This is a genomic window from Pontimicrobium sp. IMCC45349, from assembly GCF_047219225.1.
In the GTDB taxonomy this organism is placed as follows: domain Bacteria; phylum Bacteroidota; class Bacteroidia; order Flavobacteriales; family Flavobacteriaceae; genus IMCC45349.
Window position 1 is genome coordinate 2,441,460 of sequence record NZ_CP178208.1, and the last position, 20,235, is coordinate 2,461,694.

At 32.5% G+C, this 20,235-nt stretch carries 10 protein-coding genes and 1 tRNA gene; 4 read left to right on the forward strand and 7 right to left on the reverse strand.

Going from position 1 to position 20,235, the window contains the following annotated elements; genetic code table 11:
• Positions 1–244 precede the first annotated feature (244 nt).
• Positions 245–2,083, forward strand: coding sequence for an SLC13 family permease (locus ACLII3_RS11435; RefSeq protein ID WP_412984366.1), 1,839 nt, complete (start codon positions 245–247; stop codon positions 2,081–2,083).
• 63 nt (positions 2,084–2,146) lie between these two features.
• Here the strand turns inward: ACLII3_RS11435 and scpA are convergent, their stop codons facing one another.
• From scpA to ACLII3_RS11460, 5 genes are read right to left on the reverse strand one after another with little or no spacing between them, the layout of a single operon-like run.
• Positions 2,147–4,270 carry a methylmalonyl-CoA mutase gene (gene scpA / locus ACLII3_RS11440; protein ID WP_412984367.1) on the reverse strand — a complete coding sequence of 708 codons (2,124 nt, stop codon included), beginning with the start codon at positions 4,268–4,270 and terminating at the stop codon, positions 2,147–2,149.
• Positions 4,263–5,630 carry a methylmalonyl-CoA mutase subunit beta gene (locus ACLII3_RS11445; RefSeq protein ID WP_412984368.1) on the reverse strand — a complete coding sequence of 456 codons (1,368 nt, stop codon included), beginning with the start codon at positions 5,628–5,630 and terminating at the stop codon, positions 4,263–4,265. Before ACLII3_RS11445 ends, scpA begins: the two co-directional genes overlap by 8 nt.
• Positions 5,623–5,955 carry an FtsB family cell division protein gene (locus tag ACLII3_RS11450; protein WP_412984369.1) on the reverse strand — a complete coding sequence of 111 codons (333 nt, stop codon included), beginning with the start codon at positions 5,953–5,955 and terminating at the stop codon, positions 5,623–5,625. Before ACLII3_RS11450 ends, ACLII3_RS11445 begins: the two co-directional genes overlap by 8 nt.
• A complete protein-coding gene (gene udk / locus ACLII3_RS11455) occupies positions 5,955–6,560 on the reverse strand; it encodes a uridine kinase (RefSeq protein WP_412984370.1) in 606 nt (201 codons plus the stop codon). The genes ACLII3_RS11450 and udk overlap by 1 nt, the downstream gene beginning before the upstream one ends.
• A gap of 33 nt (positions 6,561–6,593) precedes the next feature.
• Positions 6,594–7,706 (reverse strand): PQQ-dependent sugar dehydrogenase, encoded by a 1,113-nt coding sequence (locus ACLII3_RS11460; RefSeq protein ID WP_412984371.1) that lies wholly within the window; start codon positions 7,704–7,706, stop codon positions 6,594–6,596.
• 91 nt (positions 7,707–7,797) lie between these two features.
• Here ACLII3_RS11460 and ACLII3_RS11465 point away from each other — a divergent pair.
• Together ACLII3_RS11465 and ACLII3_RS11470 are read left to right on the forward strand one after the other, a co-directional pair.
• Positions 7,798–7,872 (forward strand) — tRNA-Pro (locus ACLII3_RS11465).
• A gap of 120 nt (positions 7,873–7,992) precedes the next feature.
• Positions 7,993–9,051 (forward strand): formylglycine-generating enzyme family protein, encoded by a 1,059-nt coding sequence (locus ACLII3_RS11470; protein ID WP_412984372.1) that lies wholly within the window; start codon positions 7,993–7,995, stop codon positions 9,049–9,051.
• 48 nt (positions 9,052–9,099) lie between these two features.
• On the opposite strand, the gene ACLII3_RS11475 is transcribed toward ACLII3_RS11470, so the two are convergent.
• The gene (locus ACLII3_RS11475; protein WP_412984373.1) at positions 9,100–13,257 is read right to left on the reverse strand and encodes a sulfatase-like hydrolase/transferase; all 4,158 of its coding nucleotides are present in this window, start codon (positions 13,255–13,257) and stop codon (positions 9,100–9,102) included.
• A 216-nt stretch (positions 13,258–13,473) separates the two neighbouring features.
• Between ACLII3_RS11475 and ACLII3_RS11480 the strand changes: the two genes are divergently transcribed.
• Complete coding sequence (locus ACLII3_RS11480; protein WP_412984374.1) at positions 13,474–18,819, forward strand: LamG-like jellyroll fold domain-containing protein; 5,346 nt, start codon at positions 13,474–13,476, stop codon at positions 18,817–18,819.
• 117 nt (positions 18,820–18,936) lie between these two features.
• Here the strand turns inward: ACLII3_RS11480 and ACLII3_RS11485 are convergent, their stop codons facing one another.
• Positions 18,937–20,076, reverse strand: coding sequence for a hypothetical protein (locus tag ACLII3_RS11485; RefSeq protein ID WP_412984375.1), 1,140 nt, complete (start codon positions 20,074–20,076; stop codon positions 18,937–18,939).
• Positions 20,077–20,235: the final 159 nt, after the last annotated feature.

The following is a 20,235-nucleotide window of genomic DNA, read 5'->3' on the forward strand; positions in this document are numbered from 1 at the left end:
GTCACTTTAATGCTGATTTATAACTATATCGATTGCGATATTTTGTGATAAATATTATAATGATAAATTATATTAATTTAATTGATGATTTTTATTTTTTTAAAGCTTATTATTCAATTTATTAACTGAATTTACTGAAATAAATGAAGCTTTGATAAATCGTATTCCTAATGATATTTGTCATATCTATCATGTAATTCTTGAAATAATTTTGTCTAAGTTTAATGTTTAAAATTTAGTAAGTATGACTTTAATGCTCATTATTTTAATAATAACGATTTTACTTTTTGTTTGGGGAAAATTCACTCCAGATATAGTTGCTTTATTATCTATGATAAGCTTGTTTTTATTTGGAATATTGGATGCTAATGAAGCGTTAAGTGGTTTTAGTAACCCAACAGTTATCATGATTGGTGCTTTGTTTGTAATTGGAGAAGGATTATCACAAACAGGATGGACAGCAGTAGCTGGACAACAATTTATAAAATGGGCAGGAAAAAGTACTTCAAAATTATTGGTAATAGTTACATTGGGTTCAGGTGTTTTATCTGGGTTTGTAAGTAATACAGGTACAGTAGCAACATTATTACCAGTTACAATTTCTTCGGCATGGAGTATAGGTACTTTACCTTCTAAAGTTTTAATGCCAGTTGCGTTTGGATCTAATACAGGTGGTTTATTAACTTTAACAGGTACACCTCCAAATATAATTGCGAGCAATGCCTTGGCTGATGCTGGTTATGAAGGCTTTTCTTTCTTTGAGTTTGCTTTAATAGGTTTACCTCTATTACTTATTGCCTTATTATACTTTAGATTTATTGGTCATAAACTTCTGCCTAAGAACCAAACCAATAATAAACCTGTTGATATTGAATCTACACTACATAAATGGATTGAAGCTTATAAAATGGATAATGATTATTACAGGTTACGTATAAGGTCTTTATCTCCTCTAATTAATACGCAAATGAGTATGTGGGATTTTGAAAACAAGTATAATGTAACTTTAATTAGGTTAAGAAGGAGGCATCCTAATATTTTAAAAGGAATTCAACCATTTATAGAGTTTCCTGTGCCTGAAACAGAAATGCGTTATCATGATATAATTACTGTAAAAGGTGAAACAGAAGATATTAATAGATTGATGATTACATTTAGATTAGGGCTTTTGCCATTAGAACCTATTAAAGATGAATTAAGATATAATTTAATTAATCAAGAAGTTGGTATGACTGAAATTATAGTGACTCCTAAATCAATTATAGTAGGAAGGAAATTAAAAATAGGAAACTATTTTAGAAGATTTGGAGTGCAATTATTAGCTGTTTCACGTCATGGAAAACCAATTAATAAAGGGAATATTATAGTTAAAGCTGGCGACTCATTTTTAATTAGAGGTATTTGGGAAGACATTGAAAGTTTAAAGCAACATCATGAAAATTTAGTGATTTGTGGTAGTCCAGAAGGTATGGCAAAGAATGTAGATAATTTAACCTATAAGTCTTTTATCGCTCTTGGCGCATTGCTATTAATGATTGGGTTGTTAGTTTTTAAAGTTGTTCCAGGCTCTATTGCTGCATTAATTTCAGCAGGTATTATATTGCTTTCTGGTTGTGTACCTATGTCTAAGGCATATAAGAGTATAAGTTGGACTAGTGTAATTATGATAGCAGCAATGATACCAATGGGAATAGCATTGCAAAAAACTGGAACAGCACAAGTAATAGCAAATGGTTTGGTTGAATACCTAGGGTCAATACATCCATTACTATTATTAGCTGGTATCTTTATTTTAACAACAGGTTTTAGTCAGGTAATTAATAATTCGGCAACAGCAGTATTAATGGCGCCAATAGCTCTTTTAGCAGCGAGTACTTTAAATATTTCTCCAGAACCTTTTATGATTGCAGTTGCAATTAGTGCATCTACAGCATTTTTAACTCCAGTAGGAACAACTACAAACGCAATGGTTATGACTGCTGGTGGTTATAAGTTTATAGATTATCTTAAGGTTGGAGCTCCATTACTTTTACTGTTTTTAATAATAACTTTACTATTAGTGCCAATGATTTGGCCATTCTAATTTAGTTTAAAAAGAAAAGGCTGAATATAATATTCAGCCTTTTCTTTTTAAAATTTATGTTTTTTACTCTTCGTCAATTAAAATTTCTAGAATTCTAATAGCTGCATCACTAATTTTGGTTCCAGGTCCAAATACAGCTACAGCTCCAGCATCAAATAGGTATTGGTAATCTTGTTTTGGAATTACACCACCAACAATCACCATAATATCATCACGTCCATAACTTTCTAAAGCTTCAATAACTTGTGGCACTAAAGTTTTATGACCAGCAGCTAAAGAAGATACTCCAAGAATATGAACATCATTCTCTACAGCTTGTTTAGCAGCTTCTTGTGGTGTTTGAAATAAAGGTCCTATATCTACATCAAAACCCACATCAGCATAACCAGTAGCTACTACTTTAGCGCCACGATCATGACCATCTTGTCCCATTTTTGCAATCATAATACGAGGTCTTCTACCTTCTATGTCTGCAAATTTATCGGCTAAATCCTTTGCTTTTTTAAAGGAAGCATCGTCTTTTATTTCTTTACTATACACTCCTGAAAATGATTTAATTTGCGCTTTATAACGTCCAAACTCTGCTTCTAAAGCATCGCTAATTTCACCTAGTGTAGCACGCTCTCTAGCAGCATCTACAGCTAAAGCTAATAAATTTTCTTCACCTGAACGTGCTGCTTCAGTTAGTTTGTTTAAAGCAGCTTTTACTTTTTCGGTATTACGAGACGCTTTAATACTGTTAATACGTTCTATTTGTTGAATTCTAACAGTTTGATTGTCTACTTCAAGAATATGAAGTGGGTCTTCTTCGTCTAAAACATACTTGTTAACTCCAACAATAATATCCTGACCAGAATCAATTCTTGCTTGTTTTCTTGCTGCAGCTTCTTCAATACGCATTTTTGGTATTCCTGCTTCAATAGCTTTAGTCATACCACCAAGTTCTTCAACTTCTTCAATGAGTTTCCAAGCTTTATCAGCAATATCCTTAGTTAAACTTTCAACATAATAACTTCCAGCCCAAGGGTCTACTGTTTTCGTAATTTTGGTTTCTTCTTGAAGATATATTTGCGTATTTCTGGCTATACGAGCAGAAAAGTCTGTTGGTAAAGCAATGGCTTCGTCTAATGCATTGGTATGTAAACTTTGCGTGCCGCCAAAAGCAGCCGCAGCAGCCTCAATACATGTTCTTGCTACATTATTAAAAGGATCTTGCTCAGTTAAACTCCATCCACTTGTTTGTGAGTGTGTACGTAAGGCTAAAGATTTTGGGTTTTTTGGGTTGAATTGACTTACTAATTTAGCCCATAGCATACGTGCTGCACGCATTTTAGCGATTTCCATAAAATGGTTCATGCCAATTGCCCAGAAGAAAGATAGTCGAGGTGCAAATGTATCAATATCCATTCCTGCAGCTAATCCTTTTCTAATGTATTCTAAACCATCAGCTAATGTATATGCTAATTCAATATCGCAAGTGGCACCAGCTTCTTGCATATGGTAACCTGATATACTAATACTATTAAAACGAGGCATATTTTGGCTAGTAAATTCAAAAATATCAGAAATGATTTTCATAGAAGGTGTAGGAGGGTAGATGTAAGTATTTCGTACCATAAACTCCTTTAAAATGTCATTTTGAATGGTTCCTGCTAATTGCTCTGGTTTTACACCTTGCTCTTCAGCAGCAACAATATAAAATGCCATAATTGGTAATACAGCACCATTCATGGTCATGGAAACCGACATTTTATCTAATGGAATCTGATCGAATAACACTTTCATGTCCTCAACCGAGTCTATGGCAACTCCAGCTTTTCCAACATCACCAACCACACGTTCATGGTCACTATCGTAACCTCTATGTGTTGCTAAATCAAACGCCACAGATAATCCTTTTTGTCCAGCAGCTAAGTTACGTCTATAAAAAGCATTACTTTCTTCGGCTGTAGAGAAACCTGCATATTGACGAATAGTCCATGGTCTACGAACATACATAGTGCTATAAGGTCCTCTTAGGTTTGGCGCTATTCCAGCAACAAAATTGAGGTGTTCTATATCCTTAATGTCTTCTTTAGAGTAATGTTCTTTAACATTAATATCTTCGGCAGTTAAGAAGTTTGAATCATTATTAATGTCTTCTTTATTACTCTTTATCGTTATGTTTTGTATGTCTTTTCTATTCATGACCTAAACGATTTTGTTCCATAGTTTCGGCTAATCTTCGCTCAATAATTGGTTCGATTAACGTTTTTCTTGGGTTGGTTTTTACAAAAGGATATAACTCTAAGTCGTTCTTCATTTTATCATTAGGATTTGGGTGTTTGTTAGTTCCTAATAATACTTCTTTTCCATCGTCAAATAACTGCTGCTCTTTTTGAGCGGCTTCTTTTATTTTACGTTGAATAGTTCCTTCTTTTAATTGTGCTAATAATCCACCTTGACGTTCAATGTCTTTAAATAGCTCTAAAGCTTTTTCGGCAAGTTGATGTGTTAAATTTTCTATATAATAAGCTCCATCGGTTGGGTTGCTAACTTTATTGAGGTAACTTTCGTTTTTAAGAATTAATAACTGATTTCTTGAGATTCGTTCTCCAAACTCATTGTCTTTGTGGAAAATTGCATCATAAGGTAAATTATCAATTGTATCTGCACCACCTAAAATTGCACTCATACACTCAGTGGTTGTTCTAAGCATATTTGTATTATAGTCATAAATAGTTTTATTACGCTTTGAAGGAGTTGTAATAATATGACAAGTAGCTTTGCAGTTATATTCTTGGGCTAAAGAATTCCAAAGAATTCTAAGTGCTTTGAGTTTTGCTATTTCAAAGAAATAATTTGTGCCAACTGTTACATTAAATACAATTTCATTTCCAATAGCACCATTAAAATGGTTTAAATATTCATTAGCTTGAGCTAAAGCGTAGGCTAATTGCTGTGTAATATTTGCGCCTGCATTTTGATAAAGTGAAACATCTATACTCAACTTATTTTTTAGAGCTGAAGTATTATTAACAATTTGTTCTAGTTGTTCATAATCTTGCTTTAAATTTGAATACCAATTACCAGATTTAGCTAGGTTACCAATAATATCATTAAATAGATAAAAAGTGGTGTTATTATTAACTGCATAATCATTAAGTGTTGTTACAAATTCACTTGATAGAAATTGTAACTCAAAATACAGAGGAATAGCAGTATCTATGTTACTTAATAACGAGACTAAAGAAATATGAGCTTTGGTAATTACAAATTTTAAGCTTTCTGCCCCTTTATTAATTGCATTTAAAGCTTTTTGATTTGCTTCAGTTTCATTTGTTACAAAAATTGTTTGGCAAATATTCCAGTTGGATGATTTAGACTCACATGATGCAAAATTGTTATCTAAACTTTCAGAATGATAAAAAGGCTTTACATCAATACCTTCTAGAGATTGCCAAACTAAAGTGTCATTATAATCTAGACCCTTTAGATCTGCCTGAATTTTTTGTTTCCAGGATTTTGCAGTGACTTGTTCAAAGTCGGTAAACAAAGATTTACTCATTTTTCTTTTGTTTTAAGCTGTCTTCATATTCAATAATGTAAATTTCCTCGTTCTCTCTTTTCATTTTATAATGCTCACGACCAAATTTTTCAATACCATCATCTGTACTTAATTTTTTGATTTCTTTTTGGTCTTTTTTGATTTCTTGTTTGTAATAATCTTTTTCTTCTTCAAGTTTATCAATTTCATTATTCAATTCGTTATGAATAAACCATGAGTTGCTATCAAAAAAAAGCATCCAAACAGAAAAAACAATAAGAATTAGTAAAAAAACATTCTTAAAAGGTTTGAGGAATTTTATATATGATTTTGAAGACCTAGGCATTATAAACGTTCGTTAATAATAGTTTTAACTATATCTATTGCTACAGTATTGTATTTGTTATTAGGAATAATAATATCTGCATATTCTTTCATAGGCTCAATAAACTGCTCGTGCATAGGTTTAAGCGTTGTTTGATACCTAGTTAACACCTCGTCAAGATCTCTTCCACGTTCTGCTATATCGCGTTTTAAACGACGTATTAAGCGTTCGTCACTATCAGCATGAACAAAGATTTTTATATCGAACATATCTCTTAATTCGGGATTGGTTAGAATTAAAATACCTTCTACAATCATTACTTTTCTTGGATGTGTAAGAACTGTATCGCTAGTTCTATTGTGTTGCACAAAAGAGTATACAGGTTGTTCTACTACGTTTCCTTTTTTTAACTCTTTTAGGTGATTTTCTAGAAGCCCAAAGTCAATAGATTTTGGATGGTCAAAATTTATCTTTACACGTTCACTAAAGTCAAGATGAGACGTGTCTTTATAATATGAATCTTGAGAAATTATACCAACTTCACCTTTTGGAAGTTCGTTAAGTATTTGATTAACAACTGTTGTTTTTCCGCACCCAGTTCCGCCTCCAATTCCAATTATTAACATGAATATATTTTTGAATTATATACAAAGTTAACACTATTTCTTGGGATAAATTTTAACAATACCAACATTTTCTATACCAACATAAATATAACCATCTGGTCCTTGTTCAATACTTCTTACACGACCTAAATTTTCAAGTAATTTTTCTTCTTTAATAACTTTGTTGTTTTCTAAAATACATCTATTTAAATACCTGAATTTTAAAGAGCCAACTAATAAATTGCCTTTCCAATTTGGATAAATGTTACTTGTTATAAAGACCATTCCACTTGGAGCTATAGATGGTGTCCAATGATGTAGTGGTTGTTCCATTCCTGGTAATGATGTATGCTCTGTAAATTTAGAACCACTGTAATTAATTCCGTAGCTTATTTTTGGCCATCCATAATTTTTTCCAGATTCAATAATATTAATTTCATCACCACCTTTTGGACCATGTTCATGTGCCCAAATTTCGTTAGTAAATGGGTTTAATACCATTCCTTGTGGATTTCTATGGCCATATGAGAAAATAGCGGATTTAGCTTCACTATTATCAACAAAAGGGTTGTCTGATGGTATTTTTCCATTATCATGAAGTCTGTAAATTTTACCACCATCTCTTTCAATATCTTGTGGGTTAACATCTCTATTTCCTCTATCACCAATTGAGAAATACAGGTAGTTGTTATTATCGAAAGCTAGTCTAGAACCAAAATGTTGTCCTCTTCTACTATTAGGTGTGGCTTTATAAAGAAGTTCCTTATTTATAGCTGAATTATTTTCTATTTTGAACCTCATTATAGCTGTGTTAGCACCTCTACTTTCACCAATAGAAGAAACAAAAGAAATATATATCCAACCATTTTTATTATAATCTGGATGTAATTCGATATCCATTAAGCCTCCTTGACCTAGAACAGTTATTTCAGGTAGATTTTTAATAAATGTTTTTTCTTCATCTTTAAAATGAATTAATTCTCCATTTTTTTCAGTTATCAAAATTGAATTATCTGGTAAGAAAATAAAACCCCAAGGATTTGAAAGATTATCTACAATAACTTCATAGTCAATAGTTTTTTTGTTGATATTTGTTTTGTTTTCTTGAGCACAGGATATGTTTAGAAATAGAAGTAAAAAGAAAAGGAGGAAACTGTATTTTTTCATTTAGAAACTTTTTGAGATTAATTTACAATAAAGTTTGCTTAAAATTAAAAGAAAACTATATATTTGCACACCTTAAAATGATAACCTATTTCGGGGTGTAGCGTAGCCCGGTTATCGCGCCGCGTTTGGGACGCGGAGGTCGCAGGTTCGAATCCTGCCACCCCGACAAAAAAGCTGAGCCATTTGGTTCAGCTTTTTTTATTAATGCTATTTTATTTATTCTTTCTTCTAAATAAAAGTTCCAGTTTTTTTGTTTATTTACATGAAGTAAGTAACATTAGTTTTTATGAATTACTTTAGATTAAGTATTTGTTTTTTTATGGTTTTAGCTTCTTGTAAAAAGGAGGCTAACAATAATAAAGAATCGCTATTAGCTTCTGCTCCAAATGGTATGGTTTGGATATCGGGAGGTGATTTTATTCAAGGTGCTTTAGACGAGGATAGAATGGCATTGCCTCATGAAAAACCTTCTCACCTTGTTACTGTTTCTGGTTTTTATATGGATATAACAGAAGTAACAAATCGTCAGTTTGCTAAATTTGTTAATGAAACAGGTTATATAACTACAGCTGAACGTCCAATTAATTGGAATGAAATGAAAAAGCTACTTCCTGTAGGAACACCTAAACCTCATGACTCTGTTTTACAACCTGGGTCTTTACTTTTTAAAAAAACAGCATCATCAGTACCTAATCTATATGATTTTTCACAATGGTGGAGATGGACTAATGGTGTAAATTGGAAACATCCTAATGGAAAGGATAGTTCAATAGAAGGTAAAGAGGATTACCCAGTAGTGCATATATCTTATGAAGATGCTAATGAATATTGTAAATGGATTGGACATAGACTTCCAACAGAAGCTGAGTGGGAGTTTGCTGCTAGAGCTAATAAAAAAGAAGCTATACATTTTTGGGGAAATGACGAAGGTGTTCTTTCTAAATATGTAAATAGTTGGGAAGGTGAGTTTCCAGTAAATAATACTAAAAAGGATGGTTTTGAGCGTCTTGCTCCTGTTAAATCATATCCTCCAAATGCTTTTGGGTTATATGATATTTCAGGGAATGTTTGGGAGTGGACTAATGATTGGTATAATGTTAATTATTATAGGGAAATTGCTGCAAATAAAGAAACAGAGATGAATCCATTAGGAGCAGAGAGTGCTTATAATCCGCGAAATCCAAATCTAAAAGAACGTGTGATAAAGGGAGGTTCTTTTTTATGTAGTTCTGTTTATTGTGCTAGTTACCGTATTTCTGCTCGTATGGCATCAGATCCGGAGTCTTCGTTTGAGCATTTAGGTTTTAGAACAGTTGTTACTCCTGAAATGCTAAAAAAGCCATAATCAATTAGATTACAGCTTTTTTTAGAGTTTGTTTGTGTTTTATATTTACTAGTCTATTATTACTTTTTGAATTTTTGACTGGGTTTTGTTGTCAACTTTAACTACATATATCCCAGTATTAAACTTCTCTATATTAATTACGTTTGAAGTTAACGCTGAATTAAGTGTTTGTTCCAATACTATTCTTCCTTGTAAATCATAAATCGTTAATAAACTATCAGCCTGTAAATAACCTTTAACTATTAATGTATTACTATTATTAGGTGTATAAATTAGTAAGTTATTTAGGTTGGAATTAGGGTTTGATAATGTATCTGCTTGAAAGTGGATAAAATATCTACCAACTCCATTTATATTATTATTAGGTGTAATTACATAATCATTGTCGTTTAATAATGTAAAAGTGTTTTCTTGAGTATCTTCAAGATATATATAGATGTTGTTTGGTATTGTACTTGTATTATCTAAGCTAATAGTAAACTGTTCTCCATTATTTGCATTAACACCCAAAGGAACAATTACATCTAGATAGTCATTTTCAGGAAGGGCTTGGTTGTATAATTCTAAACCAGTATTTCCTTCAACTAAATGTGTGAAAATATTATTAGTATTCGCTTCGTAAACAGCTGAGTCAAATCCGTAGTCTAATTCTCTTGTTCCGTTATTTCTAAAATATAAGTTTGTTTGGTGGTTTTCAGAATTAGTATTTAGGTTTAAAGTTGCTTTAGAAGTACTAGCATTTCTACCAGCAATAAAATCATCTGAAGCACCAAAACTTCTCATAGCTGGGGTAAAGGTTACTTGTGGAGCAGGATCTGCTCCATTAAGTGATGCTTTTGTTTTAACAAAAAATCCTTGACCAGGAGCAATGAGATTACCATTATTACCATCCCAAACGGTCCATCCATTTGATGCATCACCATCATAACCATAAACGGCCACATAACCATCTTCAAGAATGGCGTCTGCTACTAATTGGCTGTGGAATGTGTCAAAATTAATATATGAAGGATACGGGTTACCTATTAAACTCCAAGAGCCATAAGTGCCGTCTGTACCAATTGGAATTTCAATTGATTGAATTCTATTTAGAGGTGTTCCAGTAAATGTAAGATTAGTATTTATAGCTGTTGTTGCTACTCTGTATCCTTGCCCTGAAATTAATTTTTCACTTGAATTGGAATCATAATTTTCATAGTTGCCAGTATCTTTATTAAAAGGAGCAAAAGCATATAGTGTTGGACTTGACCCTTGAGTTAGCAATGATCCAGAATTTTCAGATGCAAAGTCATTTATATTTTGTCCATATAAAGGAGGAGAGATTAGGTCGTTATCATTAGCAGTCGCATCATTAGAATATGAGTTTACATGTCTTTCATATTTAATGGTACCAGATAATCCTCCGTCTAAAATTAAACTAGAATAAGAGCTTGAAGTTGATTCAAGAGTTAATCCGTTAATTGCATCATTTGTTGTTAAATTAATACCTGAATTTATAGTTAAACTAGCTCCAGGGTTTACGGTAACTGAATTACATGATGTATTTGTGTTGATTATAGCATTTCCTGAGCTAATAATTATTGATGCGTCTGTTGTAAATCCATTTGGGTTTGTAGGAGACCATGAACCATTAAATGTATAAGTAAAACCTTCGTCAATTACACCATCACAATTATTATCGATACCATCTGCAATTTCTGTAGCATCAGGATTAATTGTTGCTACACTATCATCGCAATCACCAATGGTCAATACTGAAGATGTAAATCCTGCTCCAGGGTTTGAACAGCTTAAGGTTTTGGAACTAGCATAATTATCACCATCTACATTATAGTAAAAGGTTTGAACAGCATTTTCTATTTCTGTACCAGTTATAGCATCATCATATACAGCTACAGCATCCATTTTCCCTCTAAAGAAGTTATCGTCTGTATTTCCAAAGCTATCAGCACCGCCAATTTTACCACCAATTCCACTACCATTATGGTTTCCTACTGAGGTAGGAGTAGTATTTGTAGTTGCAGCTAGTTCACCATCAATGTATAGTGATAAACTAGGAGCTGTACCATCGTAAATAAAAGCTACATGATGCCATTCACCATCATCTGTTAAAGTTGAACTGATTGTAGCAGGAGAACTACCTTGGTCATTAACTGTAAGCTCTAATGTAGAGCCGTTAAGACGTAATGCTATTCCTTTGGTAGATCCACCTTCATCAAATATATTTTGTATTCCAGAATGAGTAGCTGGTTTTATCCATGCAGAGAAGCTTTTTTTGTCAAAAGATGCTCTCAAGAAAGTTCCTGGGTTAGCAGTGTCCGAATACTCGATACTAGAGTTTCCATCAAACACAATTGCTTGATCTCCTTCTTTAAAATCGGTTGTACTATATTCAATAACTCCATTAATAACAAAGGAGTTATTAGAATTAGCTGTATCATCATTAGTACCGTTAGCAATATCAAAATCCCAAAAAGCATCAGGAGAATTAATTGCTCCACAAGCAGTAGTAATTACAACTGGGCTTGGAAGTGGTACTTCTGTACCAGCGTCAATGATAACTAAATCGTCGCCTGATTCATCCACTGTAGCTCCATTTCTATATGTTGGCATTGGAGCAGATGTTTCTATAAGGTGATTGTTCATGTCTTCTATCATATCATTTGCTAAATCAATAATAGTTTGGTCTGAACTTGGTAAAAGGTTAGTAGTTTCGCCCAAATCGGTCGCTAAATTATACAGTTCATACTCACTGTTTTCATAAAAGTGTAAAAGTTTATAATCACCTTTTCTTATAACTGTAACTGGTCTTGAATCACGTTTTGAATCGATAAGATATCCTGGGTGATGCCAAAATAATGACTCTCGCGTCATAGAAGCTCCATTTTTAAGCATTTGCCATTGACTTTCACCATCTATATCATAACCACCTCCAGGTAGATTTGCACCAGCCATTTCTGCAAACGTAGGATACAAATCAAAAGCAATAATAGGTGTAAGATTTATAGTCCCTTTATTTGCTAGCCATTGTGCTTCAGACCATGCAAAAGTTACAGAACGAATACCACCTTCATAGTATTCTCCTTTCATACCTCTTAATGGATATTGAGGAGTTCTTTTAATAGCATCTCCATTATCTGCAATGAAATATACTAGTGTGTTTTCAGATAATTTATGACCTGGGTTTCTTGGGTCGTCGGTAGTTTTTAAATAATTAATTAACCTACCGATAGCTTGATCCATACCTTCGGCTAAAGCTGCTTGACCAGGTTTACTATCATGATCCATAGAACTTGGGTCGCTTATTGCTTTTGCATCATATTTAGCTCTTAAATCTGGTCTAGCATCACTTGAATTAAATGGCCCATGAATAGCATAATTACTAAAGTGCATGAAAAATGGCGAACTACTGTTACTATCCATAAAATCAAAAGCTGCTTCTACCAATGCGTCTGTAACATGTTTTTCTGTACCTGTTAATGAAGAATCTCCAGCTAATAATTGAGATTCAGCTTCGGTATAAGGGTCAGCATAAACATCTAATTCAGGTCCAATTTGACTACCAAATGAATAAGGAGGAGTAGTTGTAAGTGCAAAGTAACCTCCGCCATTTCCAGCACTACCAGGACCTCCATCAGTGCCGCCACCATAATTATAGTCAAAACCTTGATCTGTAGCGGCATTATTCGAAACATTTTCAGCTTCATATTCACCAACGTGATATTTCCCAAAATGAGCTGTAGCATAACCAGCAGTTTTTAAGGTCTCAGCAATTGTAATTGCTGACGAAGGTATTTCATCAATATTATTATTAGATGCTAAGCCCATGTATGGACCAATTAAATTGGAATTAGAAGATGTATTACCTCTGTTTAAATCGTAAACGGTAAAAACATTATTGTGAGGTCTAGCTCCATATTGACCACTTAAAAGAGCAGCTCTAGTTGGTGCGCAGTTAGCGCCATTAACATAGGCATTTGGAAAAGCAATACCTTCACTTGCATATGTATCAATGTTTGGAGTTTCAAAAAAATCACTTCCATAATTATTGGCGTCTACATTATTTGTGATATTGCTGCTTACTTGATTCCAACCCATATCATCAGCTATTATTAGAATAATATTGGGTTCTGGTTCGGTTTGAGAATGCGATTTAATACTTAAAAATATACATAACAAACTTATTAGAGTAATCTTTAATTTCATAGTATCGAATGGGTAAATTTGATTTAGTTATGGCTAAATATATACATTTTATCCTTTAATAATTGCATTTTATCGATAAAAAGGGGCTTTTTATTGAAAAAAATATAAAAGTCACACTATTTCTATGCATTTCATAGATTATTTTTGCATTTAATAGATTATTTTTATTAACTTAGGCAATAGCATTCTCCTTAAGCTAATTTAAAAACCCTGATTATGAATAACTTGACCTTAACCAAGTCTTGTTTGCTGTGGATGTTAATGCTTTTTTCTTTTTCATCATTCTCGCAAGACATTAAAATTCAACATATACAAGATGATGTTGACGAAAACGGAGGTACAAATACAGCATTTACTTCTGTATCTTCTTTAAATAACGCTTTTGCATTAGCACTTAATAATCGAAAAACACATGGAGGAAGTGTCTCTAGTACAACTACCTTACATGCTGATGATTTATCTGGTGCAAGAAAACTTACTGATGCTTCAACTTTAACTTATTATCGTGATTCTGGTTCTAGTAATTTAGATATGCAATTTGATACTGCTATTTGGGAGTATACAGGACCTTCAGGAGGACCTAATGAATTTATTGTTAGAGGGCGTTATGTGGTGAGTTTAAATGGAACTACTAATAGTGTTACACAAGCATTAACAGGAATAACGAATGCTAATAATTGTATACCATTTATATCTGGAATAATGACTAGCGCTTCTAGTGAAGGTGCAGATTCAGGAACAGCTATAGCATATTTAGAAGATAGTACAACTTTGCGTGTACAAAAAGGTAGTAATGGCAATAATGTATCAGTATATGTTACTGTGGTAGAGTTTACAGGTGCTAATTGGAATGTTTATCATGCTGATTCAGGAGATACTGCTGATGATACAGGTTCAATGACTTTAAGAGCAGATTCTGATGGTACAGGAGCTTTATCTGTTCTAAGTGCTTGGGATAAAGCTATAATATTTGCTCAACATAGAGGTGATAATACAGACAACGGAACAAATGATGGTATTGCAGATAATTGGCCTACAATAGTTCCGTCAACTTCAGTTGATTTAGGATTGTTTACTGTGGATTGGGCATTTAACGCTCATCACGAGTCTAATGGAACTAATAGACAATTTGTACATGTTTTGGAAAATTCAGGGTTAAATGTTACAAGGTATACAAATACAAGTAGTGCTAGTGGAGAATCTACTGTAGATATAACGACAGCTAGTTTAAGTAGTATGGATCAGTCTTTAGTTATTGGTACAACTAATAGTTCTGGGACAGGAACTGGTTATGGTATAGGTTGGAGAAACTATTATTTAAATTCTATTACTCAAGCTGCTCATTGGTGTCATAAAACAGGAAATACAGTATCACATAGACTTCAAGTTGTTGACTTTAGTGATGTTAAGGTAACTCCTGGAGGTATAGATGGAGATTTAGTTTTATGGTTAAAAGCAGATGAAGGAGTGGAGGAAGCTGTTGATGATTTAGCCGAAGATAATGACGATGTTTCTAAATGGAAGGGTAACACATCTTTAAATAATTATGCTGAATATGCAGGAGCAGGCACGCCAGTAGAACCTGTTTTTAGGGAAAACGAAATTAATTTTAATCCAGTAGTATATATAGATGGTTCTGATGATAGTGGATTAACCATGAATTCAAGTATTACAGGAAATGATAAAATGACCATATTTGCGGTTGCTGAAGGTTCTTATACTGACCCAACAAGTAATACGCAAAGACATTTAATTAATGTTGCTAAAACTAGTGGAAGGTATTTAAGTGTTGAAATGAAAACAGATACTGATGAATTAAGAGCTAGAGTTAGACAATCAGGGAATATAGATATAAACCTTTCCAGTACAGAGATAGTAGATGAAGAGCCATTTTTAATTAGTCATGAATATGAAGGAGATACAGGTAATTATAATCAATTATATAGTAAGGGTGTTGCTACTACTTCTGGCACGCAATCTTACACAGATGAAATGTCTGGTTTTTCATTAGACATAGGGATTGGAAAGGATCCAAATAGAACTATAAGACCTTGGAAAGGAGGTATTGCTGAATTAATAGTATTTAATTCAAAACCAACAACAACAGAAAGAGATCAAGTAGAGTCTTATTTAGCAATAAAATATGGATTTACATTAGGAGTAAACGGAACATCTCAAGATTATGTTAATTCTAATGGTGATGACATATGGGATGCAACAACAAATAGTGGTTATGCTTATAATGTTGCTGGAATAGGTAGAGATGATGCTTCAAGTTTAAACCAAAAACAATCAAAAACAATTAACACTGTTGATGATATAACAGTTGGTATTAAGGATATTGCAACTACTAATAAGAATAACTCATGCGAATTCTTTAATGATAGGTCATTCTTACTTTGGGGGAATGATAATGGTGCTTTAACAGTTGCATCAGATATTACAAAAGATTTTAGTGGAGGTATTACTGGAGTTACTACTTCAGTTACTGCAACTCCCATTACAAGAAAATGGAAGATGGTAGTTACAGATACTGTTCCAACAGTAAAATTATCTATACCAAAATCTATGGTTTCTGCAACTAATCCTGGAGATGCAGATGAGTACATTATGATTGTAGCAGATGATGCTAGTTTTTCAACAAATGTAACTTCGGCAACAATGAAAATAGTTGGAGATGATTTAGAAGTAGATTTTTATTTTGAAGGTACTAAGTATATAACTTTCGGTTCTACTGAAATAACAACAGAGACTTCACGAGCAGCTAGTTTTGAAAGAACTGATAGTTATATTTCTGCTGGTGATGTTAATGACTTGGCTAATATGGATTATACCATTAGTGCTTGGATTAAAAGAGAACCAGGAGTAGGAAAGTTTGATGTGGTTTCTAAGAGGAATTATTTTAATGAAGATATTTCTGATTTAAACAATATAGTTGCTGGTCATTATACTGTAGGATATGCTTTTAGAGTTAATCAAAACGGAAACTTAAGAATGGTGTGGCGTGATCCAGATGATAGTTCAAATAATAAAATGGAAACGACTGCAAATATTCCAGAAGATGAATGGCATCATGTATGTGCAACTTATGATATGGATGAAGGTCCACTAGGTACTACAAGATTATATATTGATGGAATTCTTGTTGACACCGATGATACAAATGATCCTATAAATTTCGATAATGACTCTCATTTTACTATTGGAGCAGCAAATCATAGAAATAGGCAACAAAAACACAACGGAAGTGTTGATGAAGTTCGCGTATGGAATGTAGAACTTTCTGCAGCTCAAATTCAATATGTAATGAATCAAGAAATTGAAAAATTTTATGATGCTGATGATGTAATGTACTATGCTGATGGAAAAGTAATACCAACAACAGCGACAAAAAATGAAATAGGAACTGTAGACTGGGACAACTTAATTGCTTATTACCCAATGAGTAGATTGGTTTTTGGTAGTGTTAAAGATGAGTCTAATAGTGGTAATGATGCCTCAATGATAAATTATAATTTATTAGACGAACAGACAGCACCATTACCATACAAATCAACACAAGCAGGAGCATGGGACGATGAAAATACTTGGGAGAATGGAGATGTTCAATATTTACCTGGAGTGGTGTCTTACTTGTTTGAAAGTGAGCCTGTTGACACTGATAAAATAACGATAGATAATAATATTGTTCAAATAGATCATAATGTAACTATGGATAATTTGGATTCTAGTTTAATTCCTAATTATAAAGAACAAAATAGAACTGTTTTAGGACTTATTGTAAATAGTGGTGCAGATTACCAAATAGATGGTGATACAGATGCTATTTTAGATTCAGATAAAGGGAATGCTATTACCATATCTCATTATTTAAAAGTAGATGGTACTATTGATTTAGAAGGTGAGTCTCAGTTAATTCAAACTTCTGGAAGTGATTTAGATACTGAAAGTTTAGGAGCTTTAGAACGTGATCAACAAGGAACAAGAGATCTTTATACCTATAATTATTGGTCATCTCCTGTAGGTAAAATTAATGGAGGTCCTAGTGGGGTTAATAATTTAGCTTTTGAACTTGATGATGATAATGTATTAAAGAATGGAACCGATCCAGCAAACCTTAATGATATAGTATATACTAGTAGTACTTATGATGGTAGTTTTGCAGATCCAATATTAACTATAGCAGATTATTGGATATGGAAATATGCTAACAGTACTAGTAATGACTATTATGAATGGGAGTTTTTAGGTTGTAGCAATCCAATTACAATTGGAGAAGGTTATACAATGAAAGGTATTGCTGATACAGGAGGTTTAATTACACAAGAACAAAACTATACGTTTTATGGTAAGCCTAATAATGGAGATTTTACTTTAAGTATTACAGCTGGAAATGATTATTTAGTTGGTAATCCTTATCCTTCGGCATTAGATGCTGATGAGTTTATTAGAGATAATATAAGTTCTACAGATACAGCAGGAGCAAATAACACTGTTAATGTTATAAATGGTACGTTATATTTTTGGGATCATTTTGCAAGTAGTACACATTATTTAGAAGATTACGAAGGTGGTTATGCTACATATACGTTAATGGGAGCTGCTGTAGCAGTTAATAATGATACTAGAATTAATGCAACAGGTGAGTCAGGTACAAAATTACCAAAGCGATATATTCCTGTTGGACAAGGGTTCTTTGTGTCTGCTGTTTTAGATGCTGATTTGATTGGAGAAAGTAATGACCCAGAACTAGTTGAAGCTGTTGTAGGAGGAAATATTGAATTTAAAAACAGTCAGCGTGTGTTTATGAGAGAAGATGATGGTACAGACTCTAATTTTATTAGGAGTTCAGAAGTTGTTAATAGCAGTTCTGAGGATATTGATACAAGACAAAAAATTAGATTAATGTATTCTTCACCTGAAGGATTTCATCGTCAATTATTAGTTGGTGTTGACGAAAACGCATCAGATAGTTTTGATGTTGGTTATGATGGACCTCTTAATGAAACTAATATTGAAGACATGTATTGGGTTTTAAATAACGGAAAGTTAGTTATTCAGGCTGTTAGTGATTTTAATACTGATAGAGTGCTGCCATTAGGAGTAAAGACTTCAAGTCCAGGATTAATAACAATTAAAATTGATGAGCTTGAAAATATTGATGCTTCCGTTGATATTTATTTACATGACAAAGACTTAAGTGTGTATCATGATTTAAGAGATAGCGATTATGAAATCTATTTGAGTAGTGGTAATAATCAAGAACGTTTTGAAATAACGTTTGATACAGAGGATACTTTAAGTAATAATGATTTAGAAGCTATAAATCTTGATGTATACTTTTCTAACGACAATAAAAGTATTGTTATAAATAATCCTCATTCAAAGTTTATTCAATCTGTTGAGGTAGTTAATGTAATTGGGCAGTCACTAATATTAATAGAAAGCAATACAAATGATGATTATATTGAGTATAAAACTAATAACATTGTGACAGGAATTTATATTATTAAAGTAAAGACTGATACAGGTTATGTTACTAAAAAGGTTGTTGTTAAATAACAAGCAATAGTATGTAAATAAAAAGAAGCCTTTTAATTTGAATTAAAAGGCTTCTTTTTTACCATATAGGAATAGTTAATAAGGAAATATAATAGAGACAATTCTCTTAATAATGGATTATTTGTTTTTAGTGTAATTTGTAGAGATTACTTTTTTTAATACTGTCCAATGCGCATCAGTCATTCTTCCAGGAGTAAATAAGCATATACCTTCAGCACCATTTAACATAGATTCTTTAACAGCATCTTCTAGTTCATTAGGTGATAAACCATGATTTTCTGGATCTTCTTTATTTGTGTTTTCTGTGACTTCTGGTCTAATAAATAAACCACTATAAACAGGTTTGTTATTATTTAAAGTAGTTACTGCTTCTTTGGTCATTTCTCCAACCCATTTTGTGTCTTCTAGATAAAAATCATTGTAGTTCATTGGATAAACAGCATCTAAATTCCATTTATCCCATTCTTGTCGTACTATTTTTTTAGCAACAGAATTTGGACCAGGGAAAACTGCTGCATTTATTTTTTTATTCTTGTTATGAGCAACATTTGCTAATTTATTTACCACATTGGTGATTAAATCGTATCTAAACTGTTTCCATTCTTGTATTTGAGAAGGGTCTTCTACCGATTTTATATCAATTCCTGACTTTTCTTTAAAATTACTAGTACACTCATCACAATAGCAATAGTCAAATTGAGGATATTCCTTATCCATTACTAGTCCATATTTGTCCCATAAGCCTCTTGCTAATATTACATCAGGGAATCGAATATAGTCTAAATGAATACCATCTACTTCTTCAACAGAAGCAACTCCAGCGTATAATTCTTCTAAAAAATTTATAGTGCCTTCTTTACTTGGACATAAAAACTTGTAATAGTCTACATAAGCTGGTTTATCAAATGCAGATTCTCCATTACCGTTAATTGCATACCATTCAGGTTTTAGTTTTGGGTTTTTTCCTTGAACCATTGTAGGTATCCAAGCATGAAATTCTAAGTCAATAGATTTTGCAATTTTCCCAACACGTTTATAGGTTTCCGGATCATGACCTGCTGAATACATTAAGCCATCAATACCTTTATTTTTAAAGTCTTTAAATTGTGTGGTTAATTCTTCGTCTGTAGCATCTTTTGGTAAATGTTCCCAAGCATAAACAGGAATTTTATAAGTGCTTTTAACTTGTTTTTTTGATTCTGTTTTGCATGCTAATAATAAGAATGATAAGCAAAATATAGTTATTAATTTTTTCATCTTTTTGGTTGAGTTTTTAATGAAGATAAGAAACAAAAAAATGAACTTAGTATGAAGTTTTTTCTACCAACAACAAAAATGCATAGAAGTATGACAAAAAATAAGACTTATATTTTAACTAGTAACAGTCAATATATAAGTCTTAAATTATAGTAATAC

Excerpts from the sequence above, each read along its gene's own strand:
- scpA (WP_412984367.1), bottom strand. The coding sequence starts at position 4,270 with ATGAATAGAAAAGACATACAAAACATAACGATAAAGAGTAATAAAGAA.
- ACLII3_RS11485 (WP_412984375.1), bottom strand. The coding sequence starts at position 20,076 with ATGAAAAAATTAATAACTATATTTTGCTTATCATTCTTATTATTAGCA.
- ACLII3_RS11470 (WP_412984372.1), top strand. The coding sequence starts at position 7,993 with ATGAATTACTTTAGATTAAGTATTTGTTTTTTTATGGTTTTAGCTTCT.
- ACLII3_RS11450 (WP_412984369.1), bottom strand. The coding sequence starts at position 5,955 with ATGCCTAGGTCTTCAAAATCATATATAAAATTCCTCAAACCTTTTAAG.
- ACLII3_RS11480 (WP_412984374.1), top strand. The coding sequence starts at position 13,474 with ATGAATAACTTGACCTTAACCAAGTCTTGTTTGCTGTGGATGTTAATG.
- udk (WP_412984370.1), bottom strand. The coding sequence starts at position 6,560 with ATGTTAATAATTGGAATTGGAGGCGGAACTGGGTGCGGAAAAACAACA.
- ACLII3_RS11435 (WP_412984366.1), top strand. The coding sequence starts at position 245 with ATGACTTTAATGCTCATTATTTTAATAATAACGATTTTACTTTTTGTT.
- ACLII3_RS11475 (WP_412984373.1), bottom strand. The coding sequence starts at position 13,257 with ATGAAATTAAAGATTACTCTAATAAGTTTGTTATGTATATTTTTAAGT.
- ACLII3_RS11445 (WP_412984368.1), bottom strand. The coding sequence starts at position 5,630 with ATGAGTAAATCTTTGTTTACCGACTTTGAACAAGTCACTGCAAAATCC.
- ACLII3_RS11460 (WP_412984371.1), bottom strand. The coding sequence starts at position 7,706 with ATGAAAAAATACAGTTTCCTCCTTTTCTTTTTACTTCTATTTCTAAAC.